This is a genomic window from Corynebacterium sp. HMSC074A09 (assembly GCF_001811545.1).
Classification (GTDB): Bacteria; Actinomycetota; Actinomycetes; order Mycobacteriales; family Mycobacteriaceae; genus Corynebacterium; species Corynebacterium hiratae.
Window position 1 is genome coordinate 98,120 of sequence record NZ_KV805124.1, and the last position, 13,963, is coordinate 112,082.

A 13,963-nucleotide genomic window follows, 5' to 3' on the forward strand; every position below is an offset into this window, starting at 1 on the left:
CGCCACCCTTGTGGGCCAATCTCAGCTCGCATAATGCCGAAGTATTGCTGCACAGAACAGTTTGAGCCGCTACTAAGGCATAAAGCCGCGGGCCAGATTAGAAGGTGAGCATGAGTGGGATGACCACGATCTTGGCTATCTGCGCCACCACGATGGTGGCCGCATAGCCGGTCATGATGCGGGAATCAGAGCTCATACCAGTGGCGTAGTTGACCACGGCAGGCTGGCCGAAGATGCCGGAGATACCTCCGGCGGTGCGAGTCTCCGACTGGCCGAGGAACCTATTGGCAACAGCGAAGATAGCGACAGCAACCACGGTAATGATGGCGGCCAAGATCATGGACTTCAAGCCCATCCAAGAGAAGGCCGTGGACTGGAAAGCCTCACTAGAGGCGAGGCCCACCGACGCCAAGAAGATGACCAGGCCCCACTGCTGAAGAGCCATATTGATAGAGGCCGGGACCTTCCACGGCACGCGGCGCGTGCGGTGGAGAGCACCAAGGACAAGTCCGGTAATCAGCGGACCCAGCGCGAAGCCCAGCTCAAAGGACGTGCCACCCGGCAACGGCACCACGATGAGCGCAATGAGGTAGCCCAAGAACAGGCCGCCACCCACAGCGATCCAGTTCAGCTGCGAATAGCCCTGAACCGAGTCACCGAAGTAATCGCGAATATCGCCCATACGGTCCTGATCCACAATCACCGTCACACGGTCACCGGCATCGAGGTGCGTATCGAAGCTGGCGAGGAACTCCTCATCGCCGCGCTGCACGTGGACGATGCGGCCGCCATAACGCTGAAAAAGGTTGAGCTCCTCCACAGTTCGTCCGGCGATATCGGTGTTCGAAACCACCACGTTTTCAATGACCAAGCGCTTGTCCACGAAGGGCACCTGGGGCTGGCGCTTACCCAATGCGGCGGTAAGCTCGTGCCGCTTAGCCTTCGTCACGAGCACGCGCAGGATATCGCCCTTGCGAATCTCTGGATGGTCGCCCGCCACGGTCCGGGTATTGCCGCGGCGAATCGTGGCGATGACAAATTGGTCCTCGAAGCGCTCCACGAGCTCCTCGTAAGTGATGTCTTTGGTCACCCGGATAGTGCGGGAGCGGAAGACCTCCTCCGCAGAATTGTCTTTGTCCTTAGAACCCGGCCAGGACTGCTTGAGCAGGAAGGCCACGAGCAGAATGGCAACGGCTACGCCCACCGGGTAGCCCAAGGAATAACCCACGGCGGGCAGCTCCTCGCCGGTCTGTTGTTGGGCTACAGCAAGCGACGCCGTCGAGGTCGTCGCACCGGAGAATACGCCTACGGAGAGCAACGGCGACAGCCCTAGCCATCCGCCCGCAAGAAGCGCCACGGCGGCAGCACCCACCACCGCGATGGCGGCAGTGATCATGTGTTTCAGCTGCTCAGAGAAGCCCTTGAAGAAGCGTTCGCCGGCAGACAAGCCCTGCATATAGATGAAGAGGCCAAGGCCCATCTCTTGCAGGCTGCTCAAAATCGTGCCATCGAGATCGATAAAGGCGCCGATGGCCAAGCCCACGAACAAGGTACCGGCCGCGCCGAAGCGCAGAGGACCGAATGGGATCATGCCAAACAACGTGCCGAGCAAGGCGACAAAGAAAATGCTCAGCCAAATATTTCCATCAAAAAGTGACAACACGGTCAGTCATTCTAGAAAAGCAGGAAGAAAACGCCACGTGAAAGGAAGTTTCAGGAGGAGAAGACCGCGGCATCCATGCAGTTCACAGCATTTCCTCCGGGACTGCCTCCCCTGGCAAGGAGGCACGTCTCACACCATGCGGGTCACAGTGTCCTACTCATGCAGCCGCTGCTAGCAGCCGTTAGCCTTCGAGGAATTCCTTCCACGCCGGCCATTCCGCATAGGTCTGCGCGCGCCCAGCTTCATAGTTCGCGCGCAGCTTAGTCACGGAGCGTTCGGTCGAAGCCACCTGCATATCCTCCGGGAAGAAGAGCTGGGCTCGCCCTTCCTTTTCCAGCTCCAGAAGCCGGTCCTTGGACGCGTTGTATTTCGGCGGACGCTCAATCATCGCCTCCGCGACAGCCGGGTACTTGCGGAAGACCCTCCGCAGCGCCGCCGGCCGCCCTACCTCAGGGCGCACGTAACCACGCGGTTTCGAGCCAAGGAACAAGAACTTCTCAAAGCCGGCCTTCTCGGCCTGCTCGATGAGGATGCCACCGGATTCCCCCATCGCACCATCGACGTACGGTGCGCCATCGATAACACGCATCGGCATGATCAGCGGCAAGGTCGAGGAGGCGCGCACGCGCACCATCAGGTCCTCTTGTGTCTTTATGTCTTCGCGCCCCCAGTACACGCTTTCGCCGGTATCGGCGCGCGCGGCGGAAATACACATCTGCGCCGGGTTGGCCTGAAATGCTTCCCAGTCAAAGGGCATGTCCTGATCGGCGGCCTTCTCATAGATGAACTCCGCATTGAAGTAGCCGCTACCGCGCAGCAGCGAACCCAGGCCACCGAAGCTGGGGTTCTTGGCAAAATCCACGAAGGATTCTTCCGAGCGGCTCACGTCGCGGGAGAGGAAGTTCACGGTGTGTGAAGAGCCCGCGGAAACACCTCCAACCCAGCCAAATTCCACCTCCTCCTTTAGGAGCTTGACGATGCACGCGGCGGTATAGGAATTGCGCATGCCGCCGCCTTCAATGACGAGTGCTGTATCTTTCGCGTCAATCACAGTGCCCGATGGTACCCCCGCGCTAGGATCGCGCCATGGGATTGTTTTCTGCGGTTAAGAATGCCGTCGACAAGCTTGGCGGCTCCAGCACTGTCCGTTTGGCCTCCCCGGATCCCCACGCCGTCGAGGTTTCTTTCGATCATCTTTCCGTGCACACTGCGAGCGGTCTCATCATCCTGGTTACCTCCCCTGCCGGTGCGCAGGTGCTCAGTGAGGTGGCGCGCTCCGGCGAGCCCGCGCAGTTGCGTGGCCCTCAGACCACGGTGCATCTCTCCCCCACGACTAGAGAACAGCGTCCCGTCCACGACCCCAAGAAGGGATGGGCCATCCCGTTGTCGCTTGCAGAAAGAGAGACGCTGTCCCAACTCAACGCGGAGCCCGGCGATTATGAAGTTTCCGAGTCACTCGCTGTGTCCGTCGAACCCACCCCCTGAAGAAAGCTAATCCGCCATGCTCATCCTCCCCTTCCAAGGGCACACTCCCCGCATCCACCGCAGCGCCTGGATTGCGCCGAATGCCACCATCATCGGTGACGTCACCATCGGGCCAGATTCTTCCGTGTTCTATGGCAGCGTGCTGCGCGGAGATGTTGGTGCCATCCGCCTTGGCGCCCGCGTCAATATCCAAGACAACTGCGTCATCCACGTCGAAGCCACTGCGCCATGTGTGCTGGAGGATGACGTCACCGTGGGCCACATGGCCATGCTGCACGGCACGCACGTTGGCGCGGGCACGCTGGTTGGAATGAAGGCCTCTTTGCTCTCCGGCTCCACCGTGGGCCCAGGCTCTCTCATCGCCGCCGGCGCGGTGGTGCTCGAAGGCCAAAACATTCCCGCCGGCGCCTTGGCCACCGGGGTGCCCGCCAAGGTGCGCCGTGAGTTGAGCCCTGAGGAATCCGCTGCCTTCATCCCGCACGCCGCGCGCTACGTCGACATTGCTCAGAATCAGGCGCCGCTTGGCGACGCCCTCCCCCTCGACGACGTCCTCTACGACTAGCACCGCAACTGCCGTTGTTGACAAAACTCCCGAGTCCGCCGCAAAAACTGACCAGAACTTTGGCAACTAGGGCAGTTCACTTTTGAACTCTTGCCCACCAGCCGGCTCGTTATAGAAGAGCAACGAGACCCATCACCACCAGGAAGGCGGCCACTCCGTAGCCGCTCCAAAGCGCAACCGCTGCGGAGTTCTCCCGCGCCCACGCGAAGGCGCGTCCGGCCCAGGAGTCTGGCTTCGCCCGCACAAGCGCGATGAAAAGCCCGCACACCGTGGGCAAGGACAGCGCAAAGGTGGCGTAGAAGAAGAGGCCACCGTATTTAACGGTGTTGCTGAAATCCCCGGCAGCAAGGTGCATCAGCCCATAAAAGAAGGGTACGGAGGTCAAGGACTGGATAACACCCATGGCGTAGCCCACCGCGACAGTCTTGGCCGAGGGCGTGCGCAGTGGGCCGAGGAGTTTCTGCACCATGTCATTGGGTTCGCCCTTGGAGCGCCAGGCCAGAAGGCCCAGCCCCAGGCCGATGACCACCAGACCCCAACCAAGCAGCGGTGATTCCAGCGCGGCGGCCACCTTGTCCTGGATACCGACGAAGACGAACATCACCACAGCAGCGGCGGTGAGCACACCGAACCAGTCACCGACGATGACGAGGGCCGCGATCTTGCGGTAGCTCCCCCGCGGAAGCATGATGCCGATGGCCACCAGGATTCCGATGAGAAGCGCGTTGACGGAATCGGCGAAGGCATTCAGCACGGCTTCAAGCATGCGGGCTAGTCTACAGGCTCTTAGAGAACATTCATCTACTGTTTACCCCGCGCGCCCCCGACGCAGGCGAGCAAACGGTATGTTCGAAAAAGTGTGCCACGTAACGCACCCCAAACTTACGCGTGTCAACATAGACTAGGCCCCTGCTGGTACAGCACGTTTTGACCCCGACCCAAGAAGTGGAGAGACAAAAATGAAGGTAGCGATTCTCGGCGGAGACGGCTTCTGCGGTTGGCCCGCTTCCCTCTATCTCTCCGACCAAGGCCACGAGGTCATCATCGTGGATAACCTCTCCCGGCGTGCCATCGATGAGGAGTTGGGCGCGGAATCCTTAACACCCATCGCCTCCATTGAGGAGCGCCTGTCCGCGTGGACCGAGGTCTCCGGCAAGACCATCGGCTTCCGTAACCTCGACGTGGCCCAGGACTACGATGGCCTGCTGGAGTTCCTGAATACCGAACGCCCGGATGCGGTGGTGCACTTCGCTGAGCAGCGCGCCGCGCCCTACTCGATGAAGAACTCGCGCACCAAGCGCTACACGGTGGATAACAACATCAACGCCACCCACAACCTGCTCGCCGCCATCGTCGAATCTGAGCAGGATATCCACGTCGCACACCTGGGCACCATGGGTGTCTACGGCTACGGCACCGCCGGTATGAAGATTCCGGAGGGCTACCTGGATGTGCAGGTGGATGCGGGCGAGAATGGCGTCGTCAAGCAGCAAATCCTCTACCCCTCCAACCCGGGCTCGGTCTACCACATGACGAAGGTCCTGGACCAGCACCTGTTTGCCTACTACGCCAAGAATGATGAGCTGCGCATCACCGACCTACACCAGGGCATCATCTGGGGCACGCACACTGAGCAGACCCAGAAGGACGAGCGCCTCATTAACCGCTTTGATTATGACGGTGACTACGGAACGGTGCTCAACCGCTTCCTCATTCAGGCCGGCATTGGTTATCCGCTGACCGTCCACGGCACCGGCGGACAGACCCGCGCCTTTATTCACATTCGTGACATGGTGCGCTGCATCGAGCTAGCCCTGCAGAATCCGCCGGCACGCGGGGAGCGCGTCAAGATCATCAACCAGATGACCGAAACCCACCGCGTGCGTGACCTGGCAGAACTACTGGCGAAGATCTCTGGTGCGGAAGTGGCTTATGTGCCGAACCCGCGCAAGGAATCCGCAGAGAATGAACTCCACGTCACCAACGACACGTTCCTCGAGCTCGGCCTGGAGCCGACCACTTTGTCGGAGGGGTTGCTCCACGAGGTGGAGGAAGTCGCGCGTAAGTACGCCGACCGTGCTGACCGCTCCAAGATTCCAGCCCAGTCGCTATGGACGCGCCAGCAGCACGCTGGTGTTCCCGAAGCCTTGGCCAACGGCGCGGACGCTGCGGAGGCTTAAACCTTCGTGCGCATCGCTATCGTTACCGAGGTCTTCCTGCCCAAGATCGACGGCGTGGTCACGCGCCTGACGCGCACTCTGGACCAGCTGTCCGCGATGGGCCATGAGGTGCGGATTTTTGCCACAGGCAAGGCCCCTGACACCTATGCTGGCTTCGAGGTCACCCGCATCCCCAGTTTGTCGCTGTGGGTCTACCCGGAGATTAAATTCGGTTTGCCCTCGTGGAAATTCTTCAAGGAGATCCGGGATTTCGATCCCGATGTCATCCACGCGGTCAATCCCATTTGGACCGCGGCCCTCGGCGTCTTTGCCGCGCAGCGCGATGCCGTACCGCTGGTGGCCAGCTTCCACACCAATGTCCCCGAGTACGTTGAAGCGTTGGGGATTGGGTGGACTAGGCCGCTGACCGAAGCCGCGCTGAAGTACCTGCACAACCAGGCTGCGGTGAACCTGTGCACCTCCGGCCCCATGGTGGATAAGGCTCGGATGATGGGGATCCGCAACGTGCAGCTGTGGCCCAAGGCTGTTGATACGCAGACCTATCACCCCAGTCGCGCCACGGAACAGATGCGCGAGCGCCTGACCGACGGTAACCCGGATTCCCCGCTGGTGACCTATATCGGCCGCGTCTCCAAGGAGAAGGACTTGGAACGCCTCGATAACGTGATGGAACTGGTGAGGGCACAGCTTAGCGACGCCCGCCTGGCCATCGTTGGCGATGGCCCCGCCTTGGAGGAGCTCAAGTCCAGCTTCAATCCTGCGCACACCGTATTCACTGGCTACCTCTCCGGCGAGGAGCTCGCCGCCGCCTTCGCCGTGGGGGATGTTTTCCTCTTCCCCTCCGCCACGGAGACCCTGGGACTCGTGGCTCTCGAGTCCTTCGCCTCTGGGGTTCCGGTCATCGGCACGAATGCCGGCGGCATCCCCTTCGTTATCGAAGAAGGCGTCACAGGACATCTCATCGAGCCCGACGCTGACGACACCGCGTGGGCCCGCGCCGCTCTCAGCCTCCTCCGTGATTCCTCCCGCCGGGCGCAGATGGGACAGGCCGCCCGCCGCGAAGCTGAAAAACATTCCTGGGTAGAATCCACCCAAGCCCTCCTTCAGGCCTACGAGGAGGCCATCGAGCACCCCTTCCGCAGGAATACAAACTAGTCAAGGAGACCCATGGATTCAGCCCAGAACCTGTACTCCGCTGGCGCCTTTATCCAAGCCGGCATCGACTCCACGTTTGCCTCACGCCTGGGCGTCGTTCGCGACGTCGAGGTGAATTTCATTCCCACCGATTCCGCATCAGCAACCTCGGAGGAAGGGCAGCCAGACCTGGATCAGCGCGCCGTCGTGCGTTTTAGCACTGATTCCGGGGTCTATGATTTCGATGGACTGCGTCTTGCCACCATCCACAACGGGGAGCTGCGCTGGACCACCGGCATGGCAGAGCACGCACCGCAGCCGGAATTCCACGGGCCGCAACCTGACTCTGCCCTGCTGCGCGGCTTGGCACGACGGCTGGTGGGCGACCGGCCCGTTGTCCGCGTCCCACAGGGCGATGGCGAAGCATTGGTCGCCGTCGATTTCGCGGAGATTAACCCGGATCCTCGGGTGAGCATCCTGGCCGGAATTGAGCACTCAGGGGACGTCACCGGTGGCGTCGACGAGCGCCTAGCCACCGGCGAGTTGTTCGCCTACCTGGGCATTCCGCAGAGCCACGCGGAAAATCTCGCGCTTTTCCACGGCTCCCGGATCGTGGCTCTCCCCCAGGCCCCGGGCCGCGTTGGGCTCAGCGCGCGCGAAGTGTTGGCCGACGCCCACTTCCTCGCCACCGAGCACAACTTCTTCTTGGAGGCCCGCTTCCCCAACCTGTGGGCGGACCTTGATCCTGTTACGTCGCGGACCGTGGTGAACTCCGATTACGGCTCGCTCACGGTGCCCGCGCACCTCATCGCGACGATCGACGCCTCCACGAACGCCTTCACCTGGGCCTGGGCAGATGAGCTGTCCAGCTCCATGTCCGCCCAAGCAGCGGCGAACCTGCGCCGCTTCGGATATGACCAGGCTATCCCCGAGTTGATTCGGGCCCGCGTGTCCATCACTGAGGCACGCTCTGCACGCTTGCCACAGCTGGCCATGCCAGTTCTGGGCCTGTGGACCTTGCTGCCAGTGCAGCTTCCCGACGGCCGCCAAGGCCTCGCGCTGTCCGATGCCCCCGCGTTCCACCTCCCCGCACCGACTCCGGCGGCCACGCAAGCCACCCTCAACGTTGCGGTGCCGGCAGGCGTGGACGAGCAGCGGGCGCGCGCTGCCTACCACCGGGCGCGCCCCCTATAAGTGCTCGGACAGCGCTGAGTGCGTGAGCGGCTGGGAGCGTTAGGAGTTCAGCACGGCGCGGAACTCCTCGACGTCAACCTCCTCTGTGGTGGCCGGGTTAAACGCTGCGTCCTGGGTCTTGTCCACTAGTACCGCGCGCACGCCCTCAGAAAAGTCGGGACGGCGGTACATGTGCATGCCCAGCTTGAGTTCCAAAAGGAGGGCCTCGCGAATGTCGTCGACACCGGCCTCTGCCTCATAAAGCTCGTTAGCCGCGATAATGGCAGCTGGGCACGCCCCTGCCATAAGGCGGCGGACCTCACCGGCAATGAGCGGGCGCTTGTCCAGCTCCGCGGAGATTTCCTCCCACGTTGGCAGGGCAAACGTCTCCTCCAGGTCCTTGGCCACCTGCTCCAGCGGGGCGGGCTCTTCGGGTGCGGGCAGGGCGAGGTCCTCCAGCGCGGCATCAATACCGCGCTCAATGGCGGCCTCAATCAGCTCGTGTGCATCCTTGACAACGTGGGTTGCCACGCCAGTCCACAACATGTCTGCGGCATACATGCGGTATCCACTAAGACCCCAGAACTTGGCCAAGCCCGGTGAGGCGATACCGCGGGTGCCCACCATGCGCTGGGCCGCATAGGCCACACCGACGTCGGTGACATAGCCGATGTTCATCTCCGGCATCGAGGCGAAGGCCTTTTCCGTCACCACGCGGTGCGAGCCGTGCAGAGAAATGCCCAATCCACCGCCCATGACAACACCGTCGATGACGGCGATATAGGGCTTCGGGAACTCTGCGATATCACCGTTAGTGAGGTACTCGCTGGCGAAGAAGGCATCGACCTCCTCCAGCTTGCCTTCCGCGATTCCCTCCCGCGCGTGGCGCACATCGCCGCCCGCGCAAAATGCCTTAGGGCTATTGGAGTAAATCAGGACCTGCTCAATCTCATCGTCCTGCGCCCACGTTTCGAGGGAGCGGCGGATGATATCGATCATGTCCGGGGTCAACGAGTTCAGGGCCTTCGGCCGATTGAGTTCGAGGACTCCGGTATGGTTGCGGACGGAAACGAGTACTGGATCAGTCGTAGTCATGCGCACCAGTGTTCCATATCACACATGTTTCAGCCACCTGTTTTTGAGGCTGGTTTTAACATCGACCCCTGCTTCTAAACCCAACCTTCAGATTGGTGTGAATTTCTTGCTCCCACAGCTTGTTGCTCTTGACATGGACGGCACCCTCCTCGATGCCCACGGTCAGCTGCCCGCAGACTTTTCAGAGCTTGAGGAGCTCGCCACTGCCCGCGGCTGCGAGCTGGTTCCGGCCTCGGGACGCCAGCTGGCCACCCTACAAGACATGTTCCCAAAGGGTGGCACATTCATTGCCGAGAACGGCTCGGTGATTTTGCGCAGCAGCGAGATCATCGCCACCTTCCCGCTGCAGGAAGAAACCGTGCGCGCCGCGCGCGAGGCCGCAGCCGCCATCAGCGAGGCGCACACCGTCGTTCTCTGTTCTCCGGAGACCGCCTACGTGGCGCGGGATGTCACGCAGGCAGCACGCGCGGAGATTTCCAAGTATTACAAGGCGGTCACGTGGGTCGACGACTTGGACGACGTCCCCAATAGCGACATCATCAAGATCGCCATCTTCTGCGAATCCGGTTCCGAGGCTCACCTCTACGAGCCGATTCGTCGTGCCGTACCGGAGGACAACGTGGCGGTATCGGGCAAGGTCTGGCTCGATGTCATGGCCCGCGGCGTGGATAAAGGCACAGCCTTGCTCAAGCTCGCTGAACTTGCCAACGTTCCAATCACCGCCACCGTGGCCTTCGGTGACTACCTCAATGACCTCGAAATGCTGCGCGCCGCTGGGACGGCTATCGCCATGGACAACGCGCATCCGAAGCTGAAGGAAATAGCGGATATTATCGCGCCTGCCAATACCGACAATGGTGTGAGCACGGTGCTGCGCCAGCTTCTGCGCACCTAACACGCTCCCAGGAAACCTTCCCGATTCTCTGCCACCACCCGAGTAGGATTACCCCGGTTCCCTAGACCCCCGATCCCTTACGTGTGGAGTGTTCAGTGAAGAAGTTCCTGCGATCCCCTGGGCCCCGTGTCCCTCGTCGGGCCACGGACACCTCCCTTGAGCTGGACCCGGGGTCCCTCCCCAAGGCATCCGCTGTGCGCAAGGCCAAGCTGCACAAAGCCCGCGAGGCCGCCGAGGAAACCCCCTCGCCGCGCCGCCGCCCGCTCCCGCGCGCTACGCGGCCACAGCGTATTCAATCTACCCGGCCGCAGTGCGACGAACAGCCCCGTCCGGCTCAGCCTGTCGAGCGGATCGCCAAGGCCGCTTCGCAGCCCCCAGCTCAGCCCACACCCGCCGAGAGTTCCCCCGAACCACGGCCTGAGAATGAGATATCGCGCGCCTTGGCGCGGCGCTCGCAGCCCGTCGGCACACCGACGAGCAAGCAGCTCAAAACACCACGCCCCTCCCGGGAACAGCGCCAAGCCGCGCGACAGGACAACACGAAGGGCGCTGACACTCCAGCGGTGCCAAAGGAATCTGCCACCGTCACGCGCCAGCGTCGCGCGCGCCTGCGCCCGGTACCTGGTTTGGATGGGCTGCGCGGTCTCGCGGTCTTGGCTGTGGTGATCTACCACTTCTTCGGGGATCTGCTCCCCGGCGGATACCTCGGCGTGGATATGTTCTTTGTCCTCTCCGGCTTCCTTATCACCTCGCTGCTCGTGCGCGAGTTCGCCGTGACCGGGCGCATCAGTCTCACCGATTTCTGGATCCGGCGCTTCCGGCGCATCCTTCCGGCTGCACTCGTTGTCTTATGCCTGTGCACGGCCCTCGTCGCAATGATCGGCGGGGACCTCGCTGTGGGGATCCGCGAACAGTTCTTGGGTACCTTCTTCTTCGTCAACAACTGGACCCAGATCGCCACCAGCCAGACCTATTTTGCGCCCAATGAGGTGCAAGTCTTCGCCCACTATTGGTCCCTGGCGGTTGAGGAGCAGTTCTACCTCCTGTGGCCTCTGCTCATGTTTGGCGCTTTCGCGCTGTCGCGACGCCAACCCAAGCGCCTGCCCATCGCGCTCTCTCTCGTCCTCGCAGCCGCCTCCGCTGCCGCGATGGCGCTGCTGTTCACTCCGGGCGAAGACCCCACCCGTGTCTACTACGGCACCGATACCCATGCCTTCGGCCTCCTCATCGGTGCGCTGTTATCCCTTCTACTCACCTCGACGTCGAAGGAGGCGAAGGCGGACTCATGGGCGTCGACAAGCACAGGCGTTATCGCCGGCACCATCGGGTCCTTTGCCTTAATCGGATACCTGACGCAGCTGGTGTGGATGGGCGCGGACCTTGAATTCACCTACCGCGGCGGCCTGGTCCTCACCAGCCTCCTCGGCGCGGCAATGATCTGGGGCGTGGTGCGTGAGACCGGACCGCTCACATGGCTCTTCCGCACCCGGGTGATGCGGTGGCTGGGCCAGCGTTCCTTCTCGCTGTACCTGTGGCATTGGCCGGTGGTGATGATCCTCCGCGAGCTGTCTGATGCCCCGGCGTGGCTGCTGGGACTACTCGCGCTTCCCGTGTCCTGCCTGCTGGCTGAGGTGACGTATCAGTTCGTTGAGAACCCCTTCCGCCGCGCCGGATATGTCGCCACGTGGCGCACTTACTGGGCTTCGCGCCCCACTGTGGGAGAGATGAAGGAAGGGTTCGGCAAGGCCATGTGGCCTGCCGTGCCCGCCATGGTGATCTTCTCCGCGCTGGGCGTGGCCTATGGGCTGGTCACGTCACAGGACCAGACCGAGCTGGAGCGAGAATTGGAGCGCATGTCCCAAGCCAACGAGCAGGCAGCGGCATCGGCCCCGGCAACACCGACAGAAACCACGAAGCCGAAGGAGAAGCGGGCGCTACCTGCGGGCACGGAGATCAACGCGGTGGGTGATTCGGTCATGCTTGCTGCTTCCGAAGCCCTCAACGAGCGCTTCCCCGGAATCCTCATCGATGCGGCGGTTTCCCGCCAGTATGGGGAGGCGATTCCTGCGATTCGACAGCTGAAGGACTCTGAACAGCTACGTTCCACCGTCTTTGTGGGGCTGGGAACGAACGGGCCGGCTGCGGACGGCGAGATGGACGAGCTCCTCACCATCCTCGGTTCCGATCGCACGGTTATCCTCGTCGTGCCCTACGGCGAGCGCGACTGGATGGGTCAGGCGCGCGCAGAGATTATCGAGGCCGCAAAGGAGCACGACAACGTCTACGTGGCCGACTGGTGCGGCATGGCCCAAGAGAACCCGGCGTTGCTCTACGACGACGGCGTGCACCCACAGGCCGAGGGCGCAGCGCTGTATGTGCAGGCGCTTTCCGACGCCCTCGAGCAGTACGCCAACGGGGACAAGTCCAGCACCACGGCCTGCTCGCTCTAGCCTTCGGCCGCTCTCGAGTCAGCTGCTCTCCAATCAGGGCAGTGCGCTAGCAGCATTGTCCCAGCAGCACTGCCAAAGTTGACAAAGTTCTGGCCAGATCCTGCGGCGGGAGCACATGTTTTGGCAACTCGGGCAGTTGACGTGATTCGCCTCTAGGTCTGAGCACATAGAAAACGGCCGGGGATGTGCCTCCCCGGCCGTTCTCGCTTCGCCGTTACTTGTGTGCTTCCTTCTTACTGGAAGCCAAGCTGCTCACTCTCCTATACGGAGAATTCAGCCATCTTATCCCAATTGGTCTTTCCATCGATGTGAGTGTTGATGATGTCCGGCGTCTCCACCAGGTACTTCGGGAGCTCCTCGCAGGAGCGCTTGAAGTGCTCGGTGTTGACGTGGTCAACGTCGGTGCCGTCCTTGTAGGACTCGAGGAGCAGGAAGCGCTGCTTGTCTTCCGGATCGCGGAACCACTTGAAATCGATACAGCCGGGCTCAGCCTGGCAGGCCTTGGTGTACCAGTCGATCTCGTCGAGGAAGGTCTCGGCATACTCGGGCTTGACGTGGAACTGTACGTTGATCAAAATCATGGGCCCCACTGTAACCTTCTCCACGAAAACGTGCAGAAGGCCCCGCCAATGGCTGAACTGAGCTAGCCCAATTCCAGCAGGGCCTTAAAAAGAGCCTCTCGGGAGGATTATTTGTTGAAGAAGTACTCCGCCACATAGACGTAGGTTCCGTCAAAAGCTTGGGCGACGCCGAAGCCGGTGCCATCCGTCTTGGTCACGGGCACGTCGCGGTTGAGCCAGTCCACGCGCTCCTTGGCCTCAGATTCGGTGAGCTTGTAAATGTTGCCGCTGCCCTCCTCCAGGTGGGTCAGCCCATCGCCTGCATTGTCGTGGAAGGTGACCTTGCCAGCTGCTGCCTGGTTTGCCCACTCCTGCGCGATGTTCTTGGCGTTGGCATCCTCGTGGTGGCCCTGCTTGAGCAGGTGGGCGTGGGTAGCACCAACGAGTTCGCCGGCGACGGCCGGGGTCGGCTTCTTAATGAAGCCCGGCAACTGGACGTTAAACTGCTTCGCCAGGTCATAGGCCTGCGCAGGCAGCTCGATCTCTAAAGAGTTGACCTGCTCAACGGCCTGGGAAGACAGCTGGTTTACGTCCTGCAGCTGTGCGGAAGAGGAGTTAACCGGGGCGGCCTGGGCAGCGGACACCGACAGAGCAGTGGTGAGGGTAGCTGCCACGGCGGCGGTGGCGGACATGCGGGAAACACGACGGAAAGAATTCATGCCTTCCACCGTGCCACAAAAATGCTTCGGCGGAAAAAGACTTCCCG

At 61.8% G+C, this 13,963-nt stretch carries 13 protein-coding genes; 7 read left to right on the forward strand and 6 right to left on the reverse strand.

The window, feature by feature from the left end:
* Nucleotides 1–97: 97 nt before the first annotated feature.
* Both HMPREF2807_RS02800 and HMPREF2807_RS02805 read right to left on the reverse strand, forming a co-directional pair.
* Nucleotides 98–1,663: an aspartate:alanine exchanger family transporter gene (locus tag HMPREF2807_RS02800; protein WP_070510371.1), complete on the reverse strand. Its 1,566-nt coding sequence runs from the start codon at nt 1,661–1,663 to the stop codon at nt 98–100.
* Between the two features lie 181 nt (nt 1,664–1,844).
* A complete protein-coding gene (locus HMPREF2807_RS02805) occupies nt 1,845–2,714 on the reverse strand; it encodes a patatin-like phospholipase family protein (protein ID WP_070510374.1) in 870 nt (289 codons plus the stop codon).
* Between the two features lie 35 nt (nt 2,715–2,749).
* Between HMPREF2807_RS02805 and HMPREF2807_RS02810 the strand changes: the two genes are divergently transcribed.
* Nucleotides 2,750–3,148, forward strand: coding sequence for a hypothetical protein (locus HMPREF2807_RS02810; RefSeq protein WP_046646927.1), 399 nt, complete (start codon nt 2,750–2,752; stop codon nt 3,146–3,148).
* A 16-nt stretch (nt 3,149–3,164) separates the two neighbouring features.
* On the forward strand, nt 3,165–3,710 hold the full coding sequence (locus tag HMPREF2807_RS02815; RefSeq protein ID WP_070510376.1) for a gamma carbonic anhydrase family protein: 546 nt from the start codon (nt 3,165–3,167) through the stop codon (nt 3,708–3,710).
* 109 nt (nt 3,711–3,819) lie between these two features.
* On the opposite strand, the gene HMPREF2807_RS02820 is transcribed toward HMPREF2807_RS02815, so the two are convergent.
* Complete coding sequence (locus HMPREF2807_RS02820; protein WP_046646929.1) at nt 3,820–4,476, reverse strand: sulfite exporter TauE/SafE family protein; 657 nt, start codon at nt 4,474–4,476, stop codon at nt 3,820–3,822.
* A 193-nt stretch (nt 4,477–4,669) separates the two neighbouring features.
* On the opposite strand from HMPREF2807_RS02820, the gene HMPREF2807_RS02825 reads away from it, so the two are divergent.
* From HMPREF2807_RS02825 to HMPREF2807_RS02835, 3 genes are read left to right on the forward strand one after another with little or no spacing between them, the layout of a single operon-like run.
* Nucleotides 4,670–5,890, forward strand: coding sequence for an NAD-dependent epimerase/dehydratase family protein (locus HMPREF2807_RS02825; RefSeq protein WP_070510378.1), 1,221 nt, complete (start codon nt 4,670–4,672; stop codon nt 5,888–5,890).
* Between the two features lie 6 nt (nt 5,891–5,896).
* Nucleotides 5,897–7,045 (forward strand): glycosyltransferase family 4 protein, encoded by a 1,149-nt coding sequence (locus tag HMPREF2807_RS02830; RefSeq protein WP_070510380.1) that lies wholly within the window; start codon nt 5,897–5,899, stop codon nt 7,043–7,045.
* A gap of 12 nt (nt 7,046–7,057) precedes the next feature.
* Entirely contained in the window at nt 7,058–8,218 is a 1,161-nt protein-coding gene (locus HMPREF2807_RS02835; RefSeq protein WP_070510382.1) for a DUF6882 domain-containing protein, read from the forward strand.
* Nucleotides 8,219–8,257: 39 nt separating this feature from the next.
* Here the strand turns inward: HMPREF2807_RS02835 and HMPREF2807_RS02840 are convergent, their stop codons facing one another.
* Nucleotides 8,258–9,292, reverse strand: a complete 1,035-nt coding sequence (locus tag HMPREF2807_RS02840; RefSeq protein ID WP_070510383.1) for an enoyl-CoA hydratase/isomerase family protein — start codon at nt 9,290–9,292, stop codon at nt 8,258–8,260.
* Nucleotides 9,293–9,389: 97 nt separating this feature from the next.
* Between HMPREF2807_RS02840 and HMPREF2807_RS02845 the strand changes: the two genes are divergently transcribed.
* A complete protein-coding gene (locus HMPREF2807_RS02845) occupies nt 9,390–10,187 on the forward strand; it encodes an HAD family hydrolase (protein ID WP_232751604.1) in 798 nt (265 codons plus the stop codon).
* 95 nt (nt 10,188–10,282) lie between these two features.
* Nucleotides 10,283–12,637: an acyltransferase family protein gene (locus HMPREF2807_RS02850; RefSeq protein WP_232751605.1), complete on the forward strand. Its 2,355-nt coding sequence runs from the start codon at nt 10,283–10,285 to the stop codon at nt 12,635–12,637.
* Between the two features lie 260 nt (nt 12,638–12,897).
* Here the strand turns inward: HMPREF2807_RS02850 and HMPREF2807_RS02855 are convergent, their stop codons facing one another.
* Together HMPREF2807_RS02855 and HMPREF2807_RS02860 are read right to left on the reverse strand one after the other, a co-directional pair.
* Nucleotides 12,898–13,218: a putative quinol monooxygenase gene (locus tag HMPREF2807_RS02855; protein ID WP_070510385.1), complete on the reverse strand. Its 321-nt coding sequence runs from the start codon at nt 13,216–13,218 to the stop codon at nt 12,898–12,900.
* 107 nt (nt 13,219–13,325) lie between these two features.
* Entirely contained in the window at nt 13,326–13,916 is a 591-nt protein-coding gene (locus tag HMPREF2807_RS02860) for a hypothetical protein (protein ID WP_070510387.1), read from the reverse strand.
* Between the last annotated feature and the right edge of the window lie 47 nt (nt 13,917–13,963).